We start from the raw sequence: 20,263 nt of genomic DNA on the forward strand, positions 1-20,263 counted from the left end.
CATGGAACGAGGTGACGGCGCCGATTGATCCATAGAAGCTTTCATCACAGCGGACAGGAGGAGTTGGATGCTGCGTGCAGCGCGTTTAGGGGCGTTTCTGTCAACTGTCAACCCTGCTATGATGAAAGATGCGGCACGTGCCGCTTAAAAACAGTCGGTGTTCCAGGGTTGGGAGGGCCCCATCAACCGCCTGAACAGCAGGCGGATACCGAGGTAGTTAGTTATGTCTGAGAACAGAGGCACGCTTTTTGGCATTGGCGTAGGTCCGGGAGATCCCGACCTCATCACCATGAAAGCCGTCAAGGCCATGCAAGACGTGGATGTCATCTTTACGGCATCCTCATCCAAGAACAGCTTCAGCCTGGCGGTGGAAATCGCCAGGCCCCACCTCCCCGAGCACCTGGAGGTGGAGATCCTTCCCTTTCCCATGACCAGCGAGCAGGACGTCACCACCAAAGCGTGGAAAGAGAACGCCGACCGCATCGCTGAGGTTCTGAGCACCGGGAAAAACGCAGCCTTCCTCACCCTGGGCGACCCCGACCTACTCCACCTTCGGGTACATCCTCCAGTACATGAAAGCCGACCACGCGGAGTGCCCCGTGGTCACCATCCCCGGCATCACCTCCTTCCAGGCCGCCGCGGCCCGCATCAACACACCCCTTGTGGAAGCCGAAGAGTCCCTTGTGATCACTTCCGGCGCCTACGGGGGCGAACACGTCCGCAGGGTCGCCGCCACTTCCGAGAACGTGGTGCTCCTCAAGGCCTACAAAAACGTGGATGACATCGCCGACGCCCTTTCCGACAGCGGCCTGATGGAGAACAGCTGCGCCATCAAGAAGTGCGGCCGCGAAGGCGAAGAGATCATCTGGAATGGTGGGTGATCCTCTGCTTGATTACTGGACCCTCATTATCGCCAAGCAGAAGAACGGGCTGGCAAACTGAGATGGCCGGAAATCGCAAGGGAAAAGGCAGCGGTAAAGCGCTGGCGGTCTCCCTGGGCGTAACGGCAGCCATGATCGCAGCAGGAATTGTCTGGATGGACGGGGTCACCCCCCACGTGGTGACCCGCGTCTTCAAGCCCCTGCTGCGCCTGATCTGCTTTATCTCCCTGGGGCTGGTCGCAGGCCAGGTCATCGAATCCACCGGATGGACGCGCTACCTTGCCAAGGTGGCGGGGCCGCTCTTTCGGTTCGCGGGCCTGGGCGATCGTTGCAGCGCGGCCTTTACCACGGCCTTGTAGGCGTCCAATTCCATGCTCTACGGTTTCTACAAGGACGGTACCATCAGCCGCAGGCAGCTCTTCATGGCCAACTTCCTCAACCAGTTCCCGGCCTATTTCCTTCACCTGCCCACCACCTTTTTTATCGTGATTCCCTTGGTGGGCAAGGCTGGATTGGTCTACTTCGGCCTCACCTTCACGGCCCTTCTCCTGCGCAGCGGGTTTCTCCTGGTGCTGGGCCATGCCATACTGGACGGTGAAAAGGGCGGAGCCGAAGAGGTTGAGGGCAAAGAGCCCACGGCCAAGGGGTGGGATGCGGTGAAACAGGGCATCCGAAAGCGCTTTCCCAAACGTGTGGCTACCATCATCACCTGGGTGATTCCCATCTACGTGGCGGTCTTTTTCGTGCATCGCCTGGGCTTTTTCGACTTCATGAACGAAGCCCTGGCGCACCTGGCCGTCTCCAGGATCATGCCCGTGGAGTCCCTCTCCGTGGTGGTGCTGGGTTTTACCGCCGAGTTCTCCTCCGGCTTTGCCGCGGCAGGCGCTTTGCTTGATGCCGGGGTCCTCACCGTCAAACAGACGGCCCTGGCCCTTCTCATCGGCAATATCATCGCCTTTCCCATTCGGGCCGTCAGGCACCAGCTGCCCCGGTACGCAGGTATTTTCTCCCCGGTCATGGGGACCCAGATCCTGCTGATCGGCCAGTTCCTGAGGATATTCTCGTTGATGGTCACAGGGGTTCTCTATTACTGCCTTATTCCGTAAGAGAGACCCGTTAGGTTTTCTTAATATGGCAAAAAAACGAACATTACGAAGCGGGTTCACCACGGGAACAGCCGCAGCCGCGGCCGTAAAGGGGGCCTTAAGCCTCCTGTTTACCGGCGTGTGCCCGGAGACGGTCCGCATCGCGTTTTTAAGCGAAGGCCATGTGGACATTCCCCTGGTCTCCTGCCACATGGACGGGGAGACCGCGGTATGCACTGTCATGAAAGACGGCGGTGACGACCCGGACATCACCCGAAACGCCATCATCGGCGCGCGGGTAAGGCGGGACGATGCCGCCGAAGATGCCCTGGCCATTTGCGGGGGGCAGGGCGTGGGACGGGTCACCCGGCCCGGCCTGGAAGTCCCGGTGGGCCAGGCCGCCATCAACCCCGGCCCGGTGAAGATGATCCACGCGGTCGTTGAGATGCTCAGGGCCGAAACCGGGGAGTCCGATCCCCTGGTCGTTGAGATCTTTGTTCCCGATGGGGAGGAGATGGCCAAAAAGACCCTCAACAGCCGCCTGGGCATCGAAGGCGGGATCTCCATTTTAGGTACCACAGGCATTGAGCGGCCCCTGTCCCACGAAGCCTATGAAGCCACGGTGCGCTCTTCCATCAAGGTGGCCAAGGCCATGGGGGCCCACAGCGTGGTCTGTACCACCGGCCGACGCAGCGAGCGGTTTGCCATGGAGGTGTTCCCGGAACTTGCCGAGGCCTGCTTCGTGCAGATCGGCGACTTCTTCAAAAGCTCCATGGAGACGGCCGGGGACCAGGCCGTGGATGTGATCCTGGCCGTCTTTTTCGGCAAGGCCGTGAAAATGGCCGCAGGCATCCCCCACACCCACGCCGCCAAGTCCGACCTGAACCTTCGGTTCCTGGCCGACCTGGTGGAAGAGATGGTGGACGACCCCGAGCTGGTGGCTAAGGTGGCCGCATCCAACACGGCCGGGCTCCGCCGCCGCCGTGGAACCCTGCCCTCAGGTGGTGGATCGGGTTGCCGAGTTGGCGGCAGCCTCTGCCAAAGGGTTTGCCGGGGGGGAGGTCACGGCCCGGTGCCTGATTTTTGACTTTGACGGAAACGTGGCAAGCGACAGCCGGAAGGAGATGGTATGAATCAGTCCATTACGGTTATGGGATTCGGCTTGTCGGAGAGGCAGGACCCTTGAGGCTTCCCTGACGCTGATTTCGGATGTGGACGCGCTGGTGGAGGAAGCCACTCGGCGGAGCTCGCCTTTCCCGACACATCCGCTGAAAAAATCGTTATCCGGGGCAAGATGTCCGATGTTCTGGATCGCCTGGAAGTGAAGGTGTCCCAGGGCAGCAAGGTGGTGATCCTCGCCTCGGGGGACCCCTTGTATTACGGTATCGGTTCCCTGGTGACCAAGCGCTTCGGTGCCGACGCCGTGGGCGCACCGATGTTGCTGTTGCCGGGGGCCTTTTCCTGTTCTTGGCTCTGCCCTGCAGGACGCCGGGGTGGTGAGCCTCCATGGCCGGGGCCTTTCCCCCGAGACCCTGAAGACCCTTCTGGCCCACGACAAGACAGCGGTGTTCACCGACCTTACGAACAGCCCGGACAGCGTGGCCGCCCGGTTCCTGGAGCAGGGCGTCACAGCCCGCGCCTGCCATGTGTTCGAGGCCATGGGCACCCAGGAAGAAAAACACACCGAAGCCACCCTGGAAGGCATTGCCGCGGGCGCCTTTAGCGATCCCAACATGATGGTCGTCCTGGGGGCCGCCCTTGCCGAGCCGCCACAGGCCATCGGCCTGGGCATGCCCAGCGAAGCCTTTGCTCACCAGCGCGGCATGATCACCAAGCCCGAAGTGCGGGCCGTGACCCTGGCTAAGCTCGGGCTCGAAGGTCACCAGGTGCTCTGGGATCTGGGGGCCGGCAGCGGCTCGGTCGCCATCGAAGCCTCCCGGTTCGTGCAGGTGCGCGGCCTAGCAGAAAACCGAGCGCGTGGCAGACATCCGGACCAACATCACGCGCTACGGCGCAACAAGAATGACGGTGACGGAAGGGTCCCTTCCCGATGCCGCCCAGGATCTCCCCGACCCGGACGTGGTCTTCATCGGAGGCGGCGGTAAAAACCTGGACGCCATCATCCGCATGGCCTCAGACCGCATGGGAGACAACGCACGCATGGTGGTCAACACCGTGCTCCTCCAGAGCCTCGGCACCGCCGTGACCGCCCTTGAAGACGAAGGGTTCAACGTGGAGGTGCTGCACATGAATGCAAGTGTCTCCACCACCGTGGCCTGGGACATGACGCTCCAAGGAACGAATCCGGCGTTCATCGTCACCGGAATACGAGGAGAAGGTTGATGATGAACGGACCACATCCTATCTCAATCTTTACCGGGGCAGCGCCCCGGCGACCCCGAACTCATTACCGTCAAGGGCAAGAGAAGCCTGGAAGAGGCCGACCTCGTGATTTTTGCAGGGTCCCTCGTCCCCGAGGAACTCCTGGTCTGGACCCGGGAAGGCTGCGAATGCCTGAGCAGCGCCTCCATGGACCTCGACGGCATGGTGGAGAAGATGGCCGAAGGCCACCGGGCAGGCAAAAAGGTGGTGCGCCTCCACACCGGCGACCCCTCCCTGTACGGTGCCATCGACGAGCAGATGCGCGACCTGGACAAGCTGGGCGTCCCTTACACCGTCATTCCCGGCGTCACTGCAGCCTTCGGGGCCGCCGCCGCCATGAAGATGGAGTACACCCTCCCCGAGGTGACCCAGACCCTGATCCTCACCCGTGCCGAAGGCCGTACCCCCGTGCCCGAAGGCGAAACCCTGGACGCCCTGGCCTCCCACGGTGCCTCCATGGCCATCTACCTCTCCAGCGCCCTGGCGGAAAAAGTCTCCAGCCAGCTGGCCGCTCACTACGGGGAAGAGTCTACCTGCGCCGTGGCCTACCGCGTGAGCCAGCCCGATGAGAGGATCATCTACACCACAATCGGTAAACTGCCCGAGACCATGAAAAACGAAGGCATCCGAAAAACCGCCCTCATCATCGTGGGCAAAGGCGTGGGCGACCAACGCCACCGGCCAATATGAAAACTCTACGACGCCACCTTTACCCACGAATACCGGGACGGGGTCGAAAAGGCGTAAAAAGAGAGAAGGGCAAAAAAAGGAACCTTCGGTGGAGAGGGCGAGCCCTGCAACCCCAGGTCGCGATGCTCCCCGCCTCTCGTCCTCAGGCCGATCACATTCGCCGCTCGGGCTGCGCCCGTGGCTGCTGCCGAGGACAGGGGGCACTCTTCGGTATCTGGATGACTTCGTTCCCAGGCTCCGCCTGGGAACTCCACGAGGCTCTGCCGCCACCGACGACGTGGATGATCGCGCACGCTGCTGCTTTTGACACCGGCAAGGCGCTTCGCAGCCCACACTCCCAGGCAGAGCCTGGGAGCGAGAAAAAGGCCTCTGGTCGCTGAAGGCATGCTTTTGAACTGATTGTTACCATAAGAAGGCGGAAATGGTGCTAATTGAATGGGGAAATCTGGGCTGTCACGGAAAGGCGCGCACCTGGGCCAGAGGTTGGGTGCAGCCCTGGGCGGCGAGCTGTGTCTGCCGGACAAGCCCTGGGCATCCGGGTTTCCCTCTATGGTGTGCACCTGGCACCCTCCCTTGGGGAGGGGATCGAGCTGTTTCCACGGGCGCAGCCGGCCATGTGTTTGTCATGGCAACGGGCATTGTGGTGCGGTTGATCGCGCCCCTTTTGAAGGGGAAGGCCCAGGACCCGGCGGTGGTGGTCATGGACGAGGCGGGGCGCTTTGCCGTGAGCCTGGTGTCCGGTCACATCGGCGGGGCAAACCGCCTGGCGCAGGAAGCTGCGGCGGCTGTGGGCGCGGTGCCGGTCATTACCACGGCCACCGACACCCACGGCATTGCCTCGGTGGACGGCGTGGTGTCCGAACGGGGGCTGGTGGTGGAGAACCCGCCGGCCATCAAAGCCGTGAACATGGCCCTGTTGGAAAAGAGAAAACCCCTGCTCTGGGACCCCATGGGGATCTATGCCGACATGGCGGATCTCTATGTCCCGGCCGGAGAACGGGCTGAAGCCGATGTGGTGGTGGACTGCTCGTCGGACCCGGCAAAAGAGGGGGCCCTGGTGATCCGGCCCAGGCGCGTCACCGTTGGGGTGGGGTGCAACCGGGGCACCGATGTGGAAGAGATCCTGGAGGGCGTTGAAAAAGCGTTTCAGGCGGGGGGGATTTCCCCTTTGTGCCTGAAGACCATGGCCTCCATTGACGTAAAAGCCGATGAAGAGGGGATCCTTAAGGCCGCCGAGCGCTTAGGGGTGTCCCTCTCGTTTTATACCAAGGACCAACTCAGCGGTACCGACGGGGTGGTGACCCCTTCGGCGGCCGCTTTAAAACACGTAGGAACGGTGAGCGTAATGCGCAAGCACAGCGATCCACAGTGTAGGATGGATCCTCGTGGTGCCCAAGGTGAAGGGGATAAATGTAACGGCGGCGCTGGCAATGGCGTCCTCTACATTATAGGCATCGGCCCCGGCAGCGTGGATCACATGTCCATGCGCTGCGTGGACGTGATCAAAGGCGCGGACGTCATCGCCGGGTACACCGTCTACGTGGATCTCATCAAAGAGTTCATGGACGGCAAAGAGGTGATCGCCACCACCATGAAAAAAGAGGTGGACCGCGTCAAGGCCGCCGTGGAGACGGCCCTCACCGGCAAGAAAGTGGCCCTGGTCTCCAGCGGGGACCCCGGTATCTACGCCATGGCAGGTCTGGCCCTTGAGATCATCAAGGAAAAAGGGGTTTCTGCCCGTCGCCCCGGCTGCGGCACCCCGGAAGAGGGCGATCTCACCGTGGAAGTGGTGCCCGGTATTCCGGCCCTCTCTTCAGGCGGGTCTCTGTTGGGCGCGCCCCTGACCCACGATTTTGCCTGCGTCAGCTTAAGCGATCTCCTCACCCCCTGGGAGCTCATTGAAAAGCGCCTCAACGCCGTGGCCGAGGCCGACTTTGTCATGGTGATCTTCAATCCCAAGAGCAAGAAGCGTAACTGGCAGCTGAACAAGGCCCAGGAGATCGCCCTGAAGCACCGCAGCGGGGACACCCCCGTGGGCATCGTCAAGAGCGCCATGCGGGACGCCCAGGAGGTGACCATCGTGCCCCTGAAAGACCTGCACGAAGCCGACGTGGACATGCTTACCACCGTGTTCATCGGCAACAGCGCCTCGGAAGGGTACCTCGATTTTATGTTTACCCCCCGGGGCTACGGAAAGAAGTATGATCTGAAATCATAACGTTACGATTCAGCTTCTCAACGGTGTCCTGCATGCTTATAGGTGCTGCGCACCGCCGAAGAACCTAATTATCATGAATCCCTAATGTCGAGAAGGATTTCACGCAGCATGGACATGACAAAAGGTGCTGGTTTTTCAGATATATGGTGCGCAAGCGCACCCTACGGGATGTCACAAAACAAGCGGAGAAGGTCGTTCCGGCCGTTTGAGGGATATTGGCTGAATCGTTACATCTTAACCGACAGGAACCCATGAGGCGAACCATGGAAAAAGGGTACATCCAGGTCTACACAGGCAAAGGCAAGGGCAAGACCACGGCAGCCATCGGCTTGAGCGTCCGGGCGGCCGGGGCCGGGTTCAAGGTGCTCATCGCCCAGTTCATGAAGCAGGGCGATTACTCCGAAATCAAGGCCCTGGAGCGGTTTGACGACCTGATCACCGTGCGTCAGTTCGGTGCCGGAGGCTGGGTCAAGGGCAAACCCTCGGACAAGGAGAAGGCCCGGGCCCGGGAGGGGTACAACCTCGTGAAAGAGGCCCTTTCCACGGGCTCCCATGACGTCGTGGTTATTGAAGAGGGCAACCTCGCCGTCAAGTACGGCCTCATCACCCTGGAAGAGATGCTGGGCCTCATGGAGATGAAGCCCCACGGCACCGAGCTTGTCATCACCGGGCGCTATGCCCATGAAGAGGTCATGGCCCGGGCCGACCTGGTGTCTCAGATTGAGCCCGTAAAGCACTATTTTGCCGACCAGGGCGTCAAAGCCCGTGTTGGCATCGAAAAATAGCAGGGCGCAGGCGGTGAATGACGTTTTGAATGTATGATATATCCGGGGTAGGGCTTAAACAAAACATGAACCGACAAGTCCTGCATGACTGCCGCTGTGATTTAACCCGAGGAACGAGGCTTAAAGCGCAGCGGAAACCAGCTTTCAAGGTGGCTCACCTTGCCGCCGGAGGCATTTTTTGAATGAAACAAGCTGACGATCAGAAGAAGTTGGCCCGCTGCATTGCCGTGTTCGGCACGGGCTCGGACGTGGGCAAGAGTGTGGTGACCACCGGGCTCTGCCGGCATTTTGCCGAGCAGGGGCTCAAGGTGGTGCCCTACAAGGCCCAGAACATGTCCAACAACTCCGGGGTGACCCCCGAGGGGCTGGAGATGGGGCGTGCCCAGATCATCCAGGCCGAAGCCGCGGGCGTGGTGCCCTCGGTGCTGATGAACCCGGTGCTGCTGAAGCCCACCGGGGAGACCGGCTCCCAGGTGGTGCTCATGGGCAAGGTGGACGGGGACGAATCCGCCGCCGCCTACCACAAGAAAAAAGAGCGGTACTTCCATGTCGCTGCCGAGGCCCTGGATCGCCTCCGGGAAGAGAACGACCTGGTGATCATGGAAGGGGCCGGTTCCTGTGCCGAGGTGAACCTCATGGACGGGGACATCGTGAACTTTCGCATGGCCGACTACGCCGATGCCGACGTCATCCTCGTGGCCGATATCCACCGGGGCGGGGTCTTCGGGCAGGTGGTGGGAACCCTGGCTCCGGCCTGCCGATCAGTTGCCAGTGCCAATCGGTGGAGGTGGTGCCACGACCGCGTCCGGCGGAAACCCCCGGTTTAAGGACGGCTGCGACTGGATCGAGGACAAGTGCGGGAAACCCGTCCTCGGGGTGCTGCCCTGGTACACCGATTTTCACATCGGCTCCGAAGACTCGGTGGTCATCGAGCAGCCCAAGGGGCGCTCGTCCCTTTCGGGAACCAAGCCCGCAGGGGCGGTGATCCGCCTTCCCTTTATCTCCAATTTTACCGATTTTGAGCCCCTCATGCAGCGGGATGAGATCGAGCTCTGCTACCTGGATCGCCCCTGCGATTTGTCGGAGTTTTCCTTTGTCATTATTCCCGGCTCCAAAAACACCCGAAAGGACCTGGCCTGGCTCAAGGAGACGGGCTGGGACGCCCGCATCAAGTCGTTTTCCGGTAACGGGGGGCACGTGGCAGGCATCTGCGGCGGCTACCAGATCCTGGGGGAGAAGATCGAGGACCCCCAGGGCGTGGAAGGGGCGGCCGGAGCCGAAGAGGGCTTGGGCCTCCTGCCCGTTGCCACGGTAATGAAAGCGCCCAAGACCACCACCCTGAGCCGGTTTACTTATAAAGGCATCGAGGGCAGCGGCTACGAGATCCACATGGGCACCACCTCCCGCCACGGCGGAGACCCCCTGGTGGAGGTGCTGGAGCGCAACAGTGAGCCCGCAGGGGACCACGACGGCTGCATGGCCCCGTCCGGAAAGGTTCTTGGAACCTACATGCACGGCATCTTCGACCTCATCGTGGACTCCTGGCTTACGGAGATCGGCATCGAAGTGCGCCCCTCCGATACCGCAGGGGGCCTCGACGCCCGCCAGGAAGCTTACGGAAGGCTTGCCGAACACACACGAACCCACCTGGCCATGGATGCCATTGATACCATGGCGAAAGGAGAGGCCTGAATGGGCTCCTTTACCTTTGTCACCGGGGGCTGCCGGAGTGGAAAGAGCTCCCACGCCCAGAAATTAGCTGAGTCCCTTGCGTCGGACAACCGACTTTACGTGGCCACCCTTCAGCCCATGGATACCGAGATGGAGAGACGGGTCACCGATCACCAGGCCCAAAGGGACGACTCCTGGTACACCATTGAAGAGCCCTACGACATCGTCCGGGTCATTGAGGAGGAGCAGGACAGGGCCGAGGTGATCCTCGTGGACTGCATCACCCTCTGGGTGACCAACCTCTTTATGGCCGAGCAGAGCGAAGAGGAGATCTTGGGGTTCGTGGACGAATTTGCAGAAGCCGCCGCAGCCTCCAAGGTGCCCGTGGTGACCGTCTCCAACGAGGTGGGCATGGGCATTGTCCCGGACAACACCCTGTCGCGTCAGTTTCGGGATATCCAGGGCGCCGCCAACCAGCGACTTGCCGCACGGGCCCACAAGGTGGTCTTTACGGTCTCCGGGATTCCCATGACGGTGAAGGGGTGAGCATGAAGATCAAGGAATACATGCTGGATCTGAAGTCGGCCCTGCAGTTTTCCACCATCCTTCCCGTGGGTGCGGGCAATGTGTTCCGTCCCGTGGGGCAGGTGGCCATGTTTCCCGTGGTGGGGCTTATCCTGGGCGGCATCCTCGCCTTTGCGGACGCTATTCTTTCTCATATCTGGCCCCCCATGGTGGTGGGGATTCTGGACACAGTCCTGCTCATGGTCCTCACCGGCGGGTTTCATCTGGACGGCCTGGGGGACACAGCCGACGGCCTCTTCAGCCACCGCCCCAAAGAGCGGGTCCTGGAGATCATGAAGGACAGCCGCAGCGGCGCCATGGGCGTTCTGGCCATGATCGCCATCCTCTCCATGAAGTGGGCGGGTCTTGCCTCCATGAGCGCACCCGGCTGGAGCCGGGCCCTGTTGCTCATTGCCATTCCCGCCCTTGCCCGGGGCAGCCAGATTTTCGGCATCGGCCTGCTTCCCTATGGCCGTAAAGAGGGCACCGCCCACGACCTCTTCGGGGACGTGCCCCTGGCAACGCGCCTCCGGTTCATGGTCATCCCTGTGCTGCTGACCCTGTGCACCGGCGGCCGGGGCGTGATGGTGCTTCTGGTCTATGCTGCCATAACCGCCGTGCTTCTTGCCTGGTACAAGAAAAAGATGGGGGGCATCACCGGCGATATGCTGGGCGCCATGACAGAGATATCCGAAGGGTTTCTCTTTGTAGCCGCCGCAGCAGCGCTTTAAAAGCATGCCTCCGGCGGCCAGGTGGGGGCACCTGGAAACCCTATGGCGAATGCATGGAGTCAGGCATCATGCAAACGGTTTCGGGGCATTCGCGTGATGTTTGACATGGGGCAACCATTTTTGCGGGAGAGGCCCATTTCATTCTTTACCAAACCCGGTGGGGCATAGGGGACTATTCTGGCTTTCAGGCTCCGCCATGTTGGTGTGAATCATAGCGGCACATTGCATATAATTTTCAGCGTGAAGCGAGTTTAATCGTGGAGGCAGAGCTCCGTCTATCATTCCCAGGCGGAGCCTGGGAACGAAAGAAAATGACTGAGGATATCGTTATCCGTGTCTTTTCAGGTCATTCGCTTAGGGGGGCGTCCGCCAACCGGTGTTACCGGGGACACCTGTGTCATTATGGAGCGCCGCACTCCGGTGCGGCTTTTTTGTCCGTCGTTCCCCGCGTCCTGCACACAGGAGTGCGTCCCACATACGACGATCAAGGCGCATTCGCAATCTGGGGCTCATCCACTGGCCGCAGGAGGCCTTGCTTTTGACTTTTTGATTTTTACAGGGTGTGCCTGACGGGCCATTCGGTGTATATTTGAAAAAGAATGAAAATCCATGAAAAATAAGGAGTTCGGGTTATGATAATCGGTCATGGAGGCAACATCTACAAGCTGGCGAAGGATCTGGGGGTGACCCCTTCTGATATTACCGATATGAGCAGCAACCTGAACCCCCTGGGGCCGCCTGAAGGACTCATGGAGCATCTGGCGTCCAAGCTCTCCACCATTGTCAGCCTGCCCGAGGTGGATGCAGGGCATATCAAGGAGCTGCTTGCGGAAAAGTACGGCATTTCGGCTTCGTCCATTTTGGCCGGTAACGGCACCACCGAATTCATCTATGCCATCCCCAGGGCCCTTGGGACCAAGCGGGCCCTTATTGTGGGGCCCACCTACGCGGACTACCGTGATGCCTGCGAGATGTACGGGGCAGAGGCGGATTTTCTCCTCACCCGCAAGGAAGACAGGTTTGCCATGGACACCATGGACATTGCGGAAGCCGCAGACGGCTACGACACGGTGTTTCTCTGTAACCCCAACAACCCCACCGGCACCATGACCACGCCCGAGGCCATCAAGGCCATGGCAGAGTCCCGGCCCGACATTCGGTTTGTCATCGACGAATCTTACCTGCCCTTTGCTTGCGACGCCTACGGCCAGAGCGTGGCCCGGTACGGCCTGGCCAACGTGGTGACCCTGAACTCCATGAGCAAGGTGTTCCGCATCCCCGGCCTGCGTGTGGGTTTTCTCATGGCCCCTGGGGCCATCATCGCCGAGTTCTCCAAGTACGTGCTTCCCTGGTGCGTTAACGCCATGGCCCAGGCTGCCGTGGATTTTATCCTCTCCGGCGGAGAGGCCATCGATACTTTTCTGGAGGAGACCCGCGCCTACGTCAAAGGGGAGAAGGAGCGGTTTGTGGCCGTTCTTGATGCCATGGACGGGATCATTCCCTACGGCGCTGAAACTTATTTTGTCATCTGCGAGCTCACCGGCGAGAACACCGCAGAAGGCCTCTGGGCCGCCCTGGCCGAAGAGGCGGTCCTGATCCGGGACTGCACCAACTTCATCGGCATCGAAGGCGAGTTCGTCCGGTTCTCCCTCAAAGACAAAGAGACCAACGACAGGCTCCTCGGGCTGCTGAAAAAGCATCTGAAGTAAGCTGGCGTGCAAAACACAAAAAAAGGTGCCCCGGTTGTCCGGGGCACCTTGAATGCCATGATGGTTTGTTGATTGAACGGGCGGTGCACTTAGATCTGCCCGCATCGAAACACCGTGCGGGTTTTCTTAACCCATGGATAAGCCCTCAGCCCGTAGGGTGCACTCTGTGCACCAGAACACGTGCGAACTATCAATCGCTGCCCGCGCTCTGCCGACGTAGTACTGCCGGGGCGATTGCCCTGGGCCACAGCGGGGCGTTCTTCCCACGGCATGGTCTCCACGTAGAGGGACTGGCTGGGGAAGGCAAACCCGGATCCTTCCTCTTCCACGATCTCTTTGATGGCGCAGATGAGTTCCTCTTTTCGCTCCAGCCACTCTCCCCAGACCGTTGTGCGGGTAAAACAATAGATTTTTAAATCGATGGACGAGTCCGAGAAGTTGTCGATGCGCACGAACAGGGGCGCCGACGGCGGGTTGACAAAGCCTTCGTGCTCGGTGATCCAGGCCTCGATGCGCTGCCGGATGGCCTTGAGCTGGCTTACCGTGGTGCGGTACTCCAGGCCCACGAGCCAGGAGATGCGGCGGAAGGTCATGGAGGTGAAGTTGGTGACGGTGTTGTCCGAGAGCAGGGTGTTGGGGACAAAGACCGGGGCCTTGTCGAATCTGCGGATTCGGGTGGACCGGAAGCCGATCTGTTCCACGGTGCCCTCCACCACGCCGTTGACCTGTATCCAGTCTCCGATTTTGAAGCGGCGCTCGGCAAGGATGAGGATCCCTGAGATGAGGTTCTTGAAGAGGTCCTGGGCCCCCAGGGCCACGGCCACACCGAAGAGTCCGAGACCGGCGATGATGGGACCGACCCGAATGCCCCAGATCTCCAGGATGGTGGCACCCCCGATGAGGGCCAGGGCAGCCCGTGTGGCGTTGAAGAACCAGTCCAGAAGGGACCGATCGAAGATGGACTCCAGCTTTTTGAACAGGTGCGAGATGGGCAGGATGATGTTGAAGACGCTCCAGAAGATGGTGAAGGCCACCAGGGAGCGGATGAGCTTGTCCAGGAGAATGGCGGCAGCGCCTTCAAAGCCCAGGTATTGCCTGGCGAAAAAGAGGCCAAGGACCACGGGCAGCAGGTTCAGGGGGGGCTCCAGGGCCGTGAGGATCTTGTCGTCCAGCTCGGAGCTGGTCTTGGCCGTCAGCCGTTTTAATCGTCTCAAGATGGCCTTGGAGATGGTTTTTCGGAAAAGGAGGAAGGCCAGAAAGATGAGTGTTGCCACGAGAATACGGCCGATATCGATGCCGAAAAGACCGTTTTGCCAGACATCGAGGACCAGGTCACCAAAGGCTTTTAAGTGTTCCATACGTGTATGCTCCCAAATTGCGGGGGGTCAGTGTTGTTACAAAATAAAAAAGATATATCATCGCCTTTTTTTTCGTCGACTTCAAGACCGAAATCGAGGAGGTATCTTCTCTCCTTTCTTGACATTACAGAGGGCTTTCACTAATTCAGTGAGGGGGGGCGGCCAATGGCCGTTTCCTGTTTCATTTAAGGACAGCAACATCAAAAAGGACGATTCATGTTTCCCATCTCCGAGTGGTACATCCTGCCTGCAGCCTTTCTTTTGGATCTCCTTGTGGGGGATCCCGCGTTTATCCCACACCCCATCTGCTGGATGGGGAACCTCATCAGCAAATCCGAGGCCTTTTTCAGGCGCCTGAAGGTCCCCACGGTGGTCTCCGGCGGGTTGTTTACCGTCTGCATGGTGGCTGTTGTGTGGGCCGTTGCCACGGCGGTGATGGCCGTTGCGTCCTATGTGCACGCGGACCTTGCCCGGGTGGTGGAGATCCTGATGATCTGGTTTGCCATCTCCACGCGGTCCCTGAAAAAAGCGGCCCTGGCCGTGTCTGACGCTCTGCGCATGGGCGGGCTCGAAGCGGCCCGCGCCAAGGTGGGAATGATCGTGGGGCGGGACACCTCGCAGCTCGATGAGCGGGGCGTGCTGAAAGCGGCGGTGGAGACCGTGGCCGAGAACCTGGTGGACGGGGTGATCTCCCCTCTCTTTTTTGCGGCCCTGGGCGGGGCACCCCTGGCCATGACCTACAAGATGGTCAACACCCTGGATTCCATGGTGGGGTACCGAAATGAGAAATACATCGCCTTCGGCAAGGCCTCGGCCCGGCTGGATGATGTGGTCAACTTTATCCCGGCCCGGCTCTCCGTCTTTTGCGTGGCCGCGGCCAACTACGGCATTGCCCGGCGCTGGAAAGAGATTCTGCGCGCTGCCTTCAGGGACGGTCGCAACCATTTGAGCCCCAACGCCGGGTACCCGGAAGCCTCCTTTGCCGAAGCCCTGGAGGTGACCATGGGTGGACCTTCCGTCTATTTCGGCAAGGTGGTGGACAAGGCCTACATCTGCGAAGAGTACAAAGAGAACCCCTACGTGCCCGCCACCGTGGAAAGCGCCTGCCGTCTGATGGTCTGGTCGGCAGCGGTGTCCCTTTTCGGGGCCATGACCCTCGCACATTTGATGAATATGGTGGCTTGATCACGGGTGGGTGTGGTATAGATTATCCTTTTTGATTCAACCATGTAGGATGCGGACGGATGCGGGCAGGGCCTGCGTCCGGCGACTGCGTTCTGCGATGACCACAATACGGTCCGGAGTCCGGATTATCCCGGGGTGCGCGGGGAGTATCGCACCGGAAGTGAAGCCAAGAGATTTAACGCATGAATATCGCATTTGATTTGATGAAGGTAACGGAGGCTGCAGCCATTGAAGCGGCCAAATGGGTTGGCACCGGACGCAAGAAGGCCGGAGACGGCGCGGCGGTGGCCGCCATGCGCCAGGCGTTTTCAAACATCAACCTCGCAGGCCGCGTGGTCATTGGCGAGGGGGAGAAGGACGAAGCCCCCATGCTCTACACCGGTGAAGAGGTAGGCAACGGTCGCGGCCTTGCTGTGGACATCGCCGTGGACCCTGTGGAGGGCACCAACCTCATGGCCCTGGGGCGTCCCAACGCCATCGCCGTCCTTGGTGCGGCACCCCGCGGCTCCATGTACGATCCCGGCCCCAGTTTTTACATGAAAAAGCTCGTGGTGCCCAAGGAGGCCGCCCAGGTGGTGGACATCGACGCCCCTGTGGAGGACAACCTGGACAACACGGCTAAGGCCCTGGGCAAGGACGTTCGGGACCTGGTGATTTTCGTCCTGGACAAGCCCCGTCACGTGGAACTGATTCAGCGCATCCGTGCCAAGGGGGCCAGGGTTCAGCTTCATACCGACGGTGACGTGGCCGGATCCCTCATGGCCGTGACCCCGGACTCCGGCGTGGACATGATGATGGGCACCGGCGGCACCCCCGAAGGCGTGATTTCCGCCTGCGCGGTGGTGGCCCTGGGCGGGGCGATCTTTGGCCGCCTGGATCCCAAAACCGAGGAAGAGCGGGACAACGTTATCAAGTACGGCACCGACATCGATAAGCTCCTCACCACCACCGACCTCGTGGACAGCGAGAAGGCCTGCTTTGTGGCAACCGGAATCTCCGGCGGCACCTTCCTGGCCGGTGTGGAAAACGACGCCTCGGGCATTGTGACCCACTCCATGGTCCTTGACGGCGGCTCCGGCCACCTCTGCATGGTCCGTTCCGTCCACACAAACATGGTGTAATCCGCACGCAAATGACCGGAGTGATGCTCCTCCCGCTCTTTCTGTATAAACGCACCTTTGATTGGAGAACTCTATGATCATATTGAAAAGTGCCGATTTGTCCCGGCGGCGATTTACCAACATTGTGGTCCCGGTGTGCGAAAAAAAATCCATTACCGCCGAGGCCCGGCTGGCGGCCCTGGTGGACGATGCCCTTACCCTGCCTGAGTTCGAAGGCAAGGAGGATGACGCCCTGGTGCGTTACTCCACCGGGGGCATCAAGGCCGAGCGCCTCATTTTCCTGGGGCTGGGAAAGGCCAAGCAGGTGACGGAAGACGACCTGCGCCGCATGGCTGCCAACGGTGTCAGACGCGCCCTGGACCTGGGCCAGCCCAAGGTGGCCATCGTGATGCCGGACATCGAAACCCTCAAGATCGATCGAGAGCGCCAGGTGACAGCCATCATCGAGGGGGCGCTTCTGGCCAACCACTTTTTCCATCGCTACCGGGGGAAAAAAGAGCGCAAGGTCAAGGCTTTGTCGGCCATTGAGGTGCTCATCGCCCGCAACGAGGTGAACCGCCTGCGCCCTGTGGCTGAAAAGGCCGTGACCGTGGTGTCCGGGGCTCTCCTGGCCCGGGACTGGGTCTCCACGCCCCCCATGGACAAGGTACCTGAAAAGTTTGGGGCCATGGTGGAAAAGGCCATGGAAGAGGTGGGAGTCTCCGTAGAGATCAAGGACCACAAGGAGCTGGCCCAGATGAAGTTCGGGGCCATGCTCGGGGTTGCCATGGGCAGTGACAGCCCGGCCCGCATGGTGGTGGCCGATTACCACCCCGAAGGCGCCACCAAGACGGTTGTCCTCGTGGGTAAGGGCGTCACCTACGACTCCGGTGGTCTCAACCTTAAGCCCGCCGACGGCCTCAAGGGCATGAAGAGCGACATGGCAGGGGCGGCAGCCGTTGCCGGAACCCTCTACAAACGCGGCAAGGGCCGGCTGATGTGCGCGTGATCGGGCGTCATGCCCCTGGTGGAGAATATGCCCTCAGGCAGGGCCCTGCGCGTGGGTGACGTTCTGAAAAGCTTCTCCGGCAAGACCATTGAGGTTGGCAACACCGACGCCGAAGGACGGCTGATCTTGGCCGATGCCATGGCCTGGGCCACCAAGACCTACAAGCCCGACCTCATGATCGACCTGGCAACCCTCACCGGTGCCTGTATGGTTGCCCTTGGCCAGGACATCGCCGGTGTGTTTACCGCTGATGAGAGGCTCTCCAAGGCCCTGATGCGCTCTTCTGAGCGTGTTCACGAGCGTTGCTGGCCCCTTCCCATGCCCGAGGATTACAAAGCCCATCTTAAGAGCGATGTGGCCGATATCGCCAACATTGCAGGCCATCGCTGGGGCGGGTCCTCCACCGCGGCTCTCTTCCTTTCGGAGTTCGTTGGCAAGACCCGCTGGGCCCACATCGACATCGCCGGGCCCGCCTTTACCCAGAAGGACTCCCCCTACGTCCGCCCCGGCGGCACAGGCTTCGGGGTTCGCCTCCTCTGCGACCTGCTGTTCGGCGAGGAGAGTTCCCTGACCCTCTGATAATTTTTTCTTTTTAAAAGCTAAACAACAAAAAGGCCGAATGCCCGTATGGGTGTTCGGCCTTTTTTGTCTGTAACCCCAAAAGATGCCTCCAGGTTCGGGAATGTACTATCGCCATAGCGTGTCGTGGCGTAGTCCGATGCCGTTGGTTAAATGGGGACACATAGATACGGGCGCAGGCAAATTCTTCAGGCTCCTCACATTCCCTGACGGCTTTGCCCATTCTGGATATCGAGACCGTATCAGGGGCCTTTCGTTCCCAGGCTCCGCCTGGGAACGCTTTCTCGGAGGCTCTGCCTCCATGTCCGATACCACCAGAGCCTGTGCCGTTCGCCACCCATTGCTTGGTTTTCCACACCGATAATTCTGAGCGTGGCTCTGGACAAGACGTGTACACGTTAACCAAGAATGCCGCAGTGCTTTAACCCGAGGAACGAGGGGGAAAGCGCTGCGGCATTCCGCTTTCAAGGTGGCTCACCTTGCCGCCGGAGGCACGGTTATTCCTTTTTTTTGTTGTACTGTTTCATCACTTAGGGAGAAGCGAGCTTTTAGGCGTTTGAGGCCCGGGGGCACGCCTTTGTCGATCTCTTTTTGCATGATATCGAGAATTGTCGAAAAATCGTCGGTTTCGGTGGCCGCAGTACGAGGCCATGCAAGAGGTTGATTACCACCTCCAGGTCCCGGAGTTTTTCAATACTCTGGTGCATTTCGGGTCTCATGGAGACGGGGAAGGGAGGGCGAAAGCTGTTGCCCACTTTCAGGATAACGTCGGCGGCGTAGAGGGTTTTGCTGTGGGGGTGGTAGAGTACCACGTCGTGGGCGGTGTGGCCCGGGGTGGCGATGACCTGCCAGTCTTCAAAGCCGGGGAGGCGGTCCCCGTCTTTGAGGGGGTGATCGAAGGTGAGGCGTTTTTTGTACCAGATCCACTCAAAGGGATATTTCATGGCCCGTGCCCACAGGCGTCACCCAGGAAGATAATTTGTGTGCTGGAGAGCCCCGGAAAATCCCGCATACCAGCGGTTGATCTCTTCGGGGGCGGCAACAGGAACGCTGTGGCGGCTGCGGAGGGTGTGTGCGCCCCTGCGTGGTCGGGGTGGGTGTGGGAGGCCACGGCAGAAGTTAGTTAGCTCATAGGTAGTACAGGCGACGTTTCATGACCTGTTCGATGCGGGGTACGTCGCTTCGGCAGCCGGAGTCGATGAGCAGGACCTTTTCTTCGTACACGGCAAGATAAAGGGTCTCAATGAAGCCGTCCACCACCTGGATCGTGAACATGGGGAGCATTCCTTTGATAACGGGTCGTTTGTTGGTGTGGTAGTTAAAGTTAACTTTAAGGTATGGCGCGGAATGCTGTCAAGGCATCATTGAACGATGGCGCGATCAGGCAATGATGTCGGTCTTGGAGGATTTTTGTTTATTGGAGGCCTTGGCCTGGAAGTGGAAGACGCCACCCCAGCTCTTCCGCACGGTGACAGACGGGAGCATAGGGCCTTTAAAGCCCATTTTACGGCATCCGTAGGGGTGGCGGTTGTCCCAGGTGATAAAGAAGTGGATACAGGCCCTGCAGTTGATTCGAGGGGGTGTGGTCATGGCAATCACGCACAGGGGCAAATCAAAACGTGCCCCGGTTGAAGGTTATGGGTCTCGGATGATTTGTTACCACAGCCATAGGGTTTGAACAAAACAAAAAAGCCGCCGGATATGAATCCGACGGCTCTTGCTTTTAAATGGTGCCGAAGGGGAGACTTGAACTCCCACGGGTTGCCCCACACGGCCCTCAACCGTGCGCGTCTACCAATTCCACCACTTCGGCAAAATGTGAGAGCGTTATAGCACCGCCTTTCGGGGTGATCAAGCCTTTTTCCCGGGTTTCGGCGCTCTTTTTTTGAGGGGAGGGGTAACATCTTCAGATGATGTGGATAATGGGAATGGCCGATTTATGGCAAAGGCTTTGATAAGACCGAGATTGGCCGTTAAGATGCGTCGGCGGTGCGCAAGCGCACCCTACCTCGTGTCCCACGCCGTTTATCATCCATAGCTCGCGCTTTTGAGTGCTATTCACGCCATGTCCAGATGGACCAACAATCATAGGGGAGCGGGAGTATGATGGTTTCTTAAAACCGTATCCTGTGCTCTATGGAAGGGGAGGATGGGGTCTGTTCGTGTGGCGAGACTTTTGAACCAAAACAAAAAAGCCGCCGGAAATAAATCCGACGGCTCTTGCTTTTAAATGGTGCCGAAGGGGAGACTTGAACTCCCACGGGTTGCCCCACACGGCCCTCAACCGTGCGCGTCTACCAATTCCACCACTTCGGC

Annotated in this window: 20 protein-coding genes, 2 tRNA genes and 2 pseudogenes; 18 read left to right on the top strand and 6 right to left on the bottom strand. The window is 60.0% G+C overall.

The window, feature by feature from the left end; translation table 11 throughout:
* Positions 1–289: 289 nt before the first annotated feature.
* From ACOYW2_RS03410 to ACOYW2_RS03480, 15 genes and pseudogenes are all read left to right on the top strand, one after another.
* Positions 290–478: pseudogene (locus tag ACOYW2_RS03410) on the top strand (precorrin-2 C(20)-methyltransferase); the annotation flags it as partial.
* Positions 479–599: 121 nt separating this feature from the next.
* On the top strand, positions 600–881 hold the full coding sequence (locus ACOYW2_RS03415; protein WP_482769398.1) for an SAM-dependent methyltransferase: 282 nt from the start codon (positions 600–602) through the stop codon (positions 879–881).
* Positions 882–943: 62 nt separating this feature from the next.
* On the top strand, positions 944–1,240 hold the full coding sequence (locus ACOYW2_RS03420) for a hypothetical protein (protein ID WP_482769399.1): 297 nt from the start codon (positions 944–946) through the stop codon (positions 1,238–1,240).
* A gap of 12 nt (positions 1,241–1,252) precedes the next feature.
* Complete coding sequence (locus tag ACOYW2_RS03425) at positions 1,253–1,987, top strand: hypothetical protein (protein ID WP_482769400.1); 735 nt, start codon at positions 1,253–1,255, stop codon at positions 1,985–1,987.
* A gap of 25 nt (positions 1,988–2,012) precedes the next feature.
* Complete coding sequence (cbiD, locus tag ACOYW2_RS03430) at positions 2,013–3,053, top strand: cobalt-precorrin-5B (C(1))-methyltransferase CbiD (protein ID WP_482769401.1); 1,041 nt, start codon at positions 2,013–2,015, stop codon at positions 3,051–3,053.
* A 406-nt stretch (positions 3,054–3,459) separates the two neighbouring features.
* A complete protein-coding gene (locus ACOYW2_RS03435; RefSeq protein ID WP_482769402.1) occupies positions 3,460–4,071 on the top strand; it encodes a hypothetical protein in 612 nt (203 codons plus the stop codon).
* Entirely contained in the window at positions 4,046–4,309 is a 264-nt protein-coding gene (locus tag ACOYW2_RS03440; RefSeq protein WP_482769403.1) for a hypothetical protein, read from the top strand. Before ACOYW2_RS03435 ends, ACOYW2_RS03440 begins: the two co-directional genes overlap by 26 nt.
* A gap of 63 nt (positions 4,310–4,372) precedes the next feature.
* Positions 4,373–5,038: a precorrin-4 C(11)-methyltransferase gene (gene cobM, locus ACOYW2_RS03445; RefSeq protein ID WP_482770974.1), complete on the top strand. Its 666-nt coding sequence runs from the start codon at positions 4,373–4,375 to the stop codon at positions 5,036–5,038.
* 421 nt (positions 5,039–5,459) lie between these two features.
* Complete coding sequence (gene cobJ, locus ACOYW2_RS03450) at positions 5,460–7,256, top strand: precorrin-3B C(17)-methyltransferase (RefSeq protein ID WP_482769404.1); 1,797 nt, start codon at positions 5,460–5,462, stop codon at positions 7,254–7,256.
* A gap of 263 nt (positions 7,257–7,519) precedes the next feature.
* Entirely contained in the window at positions 7,520–8,041 is a 522-nt protein-coding gene (locus ACOYW2_RS03455; RefSeq protein WP_482769405.1) for a cob(I)yrinic acid a,c-diamide adenosyltransferase, read from the top strand.
* A gap of 182 nt (positions 8,042–8,223) precedes the next feature.
* Positions 8,224–8,868, top strand: a complete 645-nt coding sequence (locus ACOYW2_RS03460) for a cobyric acid synthase (RefSeq protein WP_482769406.1) — start codon at positions 8,224–8,226, stop codon at positions 8,866–8,868.
* Positions 8,813–9,733 carry a hypothetical protein gene (locus ACOYW2_RS03465; protein WP_482769407.1) on the top strand — a complete coding sequence of 307 codons (921 nt, stop codon included), beginning with the start codon at positions 8,813–8,815 and terminating at the stop codon, positions 9,731–9,733. The genes ACOYW2_RS03460 and ACOYW2_RS03465 overlap by 56 nt, the downstream gene beginning before the upstream one ends.
* Entirely contained in the window at positions 9,734–10,258 is a 525-nt protein-coding gene (gene cobU, locus ACOYW2_RS03470; protein WP_482415251.1) for a bifunctional adenosylcobinamide kinase/adenosylcobinamide-phosphate guanylyltransferase, read from the top strand.
* Positions 10,259–10,260: 2 nt separating this feature from the next.
* Positions 10,261–11,007 carry an adenosylcobinamide-GDP ribazoletransferase gene (gene cobS, locus ACOYW2_RS03475; protein ID WP_482769408.1) on the top strand — a complete coding sequence of 249 codons (747 nt, stop codon included), beginning with the start codon at positions 10,261–10,263 and terminating at the stop codon, positions 11,005–11,007.
* Positions 11,008–11,639: 632 nt separating this feature from the next.
* Positions 11,640–12,716: a threonine-phosphate decarboxylase gene (locus ACOYW2_RS03480; protein ID WP_482769409.1), complete on the top strand. Its 1,077-nt coding sequence runs from the start codon at positions 11,640–11,642 to the stop codon at positions 12,714–12,716.
* An 89-nt stretch (positions 12,717–12,805) separates the two neighbouring features.
* Here ACOYW2_RS03480 and ACOYW2_RS03485 read toward each other — a convergent pair whose 3' ends face one another.
* Positions 12,806–14,074, bottom strand: coding sequence for a mechanosensitive ion channel family protein (locus ACOYW2_RS03485; RefSeq protein WP_482769410.1), 1,269 nt, complete (start codon positions 14,072–14,074; stop codon positions 12,806–12,808).
* Between the two features lie 216 nt (positions 14,075–14,290).
* Here ACOYW2_RS03485 and cbiB point away from each other — a divergent pair, with 216 nt between their 5' ends.
* The 3 genes and pseudogenes from cbiB to ACOYW2_RS03500 all read left to right on the top strand — a co-directional run bounded on the left by cbiB (position 14,291) and on the right by ACOYW2_RS03500 (position 17,947).
* On the top strand, positions 14,291–15,259 hold the full coding sequence (gene cbiB, locus ACOYW2_RS03490) for an adenosylcobinamide-phosphate synthase CbiB (protein ID WP_482769411.1): 969 nt from the start codon (positions 14,291–14,293) through the stop codon (positions 15,257–15,259).
* A gap of 182 nt (positions 15,260–15,441) precedes the next feature.
* Positions 15,442–16,380 carry a class II fructose-bisphosphatase gene (gene glpX, locus ACOYW2_RS03495; RefSeq protein ID WP_482415256.1) on the top strand — a complete coding sequence of 313 codons (939 nt, stop codon included), beginning with the start codon at positions 15,442–15,444 and terminating at the stop codon, positions 16,378–16,380.
* 73 nt (positions 16,381–16,453) lie between these two features.
* Positions 16,454–17,947 (top strand): annotated as a pseudogene (locus ACOYW2_RS03500) (leucyl aminopeptidase).
* Positions 17,948–18,495: 548 nt separating this feature from the next.
* Here the strand turns inward: ACOYW2_RS03500 and ACOYW2_RS03505 are convergent.
* From ACOYW2_RS03505 to ACOYW2_RS03525, 5 genes are all read right to left on the bottom strand, one after another.
* Positions 18,496–18,891: an MBL fold metallo-hydrolase gene (locus tag ACOYW2_RS03505; protein WP_482769412.1), complete on the bottom strand. Its 396-nt coding sequence runs from the start codon at positions 18,889–18,891 to the stop codon at positions 18,496–18,498.
* Between the two features lie 184 nt (positions 18,892–19,075).
* Positions 19,076–19,222 (bottom strand): hypothetical protein, encoded by a 147-nt coding sequence (locus ACOYW2_RS03510; protein WP_482769413.1) that lies wholly within the window; start codon positions 19,220–19,222, stop codon positions 19,076–19,078.
* Between the two features lie 105 nt (positions 19,223–19,327).
* The gene (locus ACOYW2_RS03515; RefSeq protein ID WP_482421725.1) at positions 19,328–19,537 is read right to left on the bottom strand and encodes a hypothetical protein; all 210 of its coding nucleotides are present in this window, start codon (positions 19,535–19,537) and stop codon (positions 19,328–19,330) included.
* 138 nt (positions 19,538–19,675) lie between these two features.
* Positions 19,676–19,760 (bottom strand) — tRNA-Leu (locus tag ACOYW2_RS03520).
* 418 nt (positions 19,761–20,178) lie between these two features.
* Positions 20,179–20,263 (bottom strand) — tRNA-Leu (locus ACOYW2_RS03525).

Source organism: Desulfoluna sp. CLI2B (genome assembly GCF_056847375.1).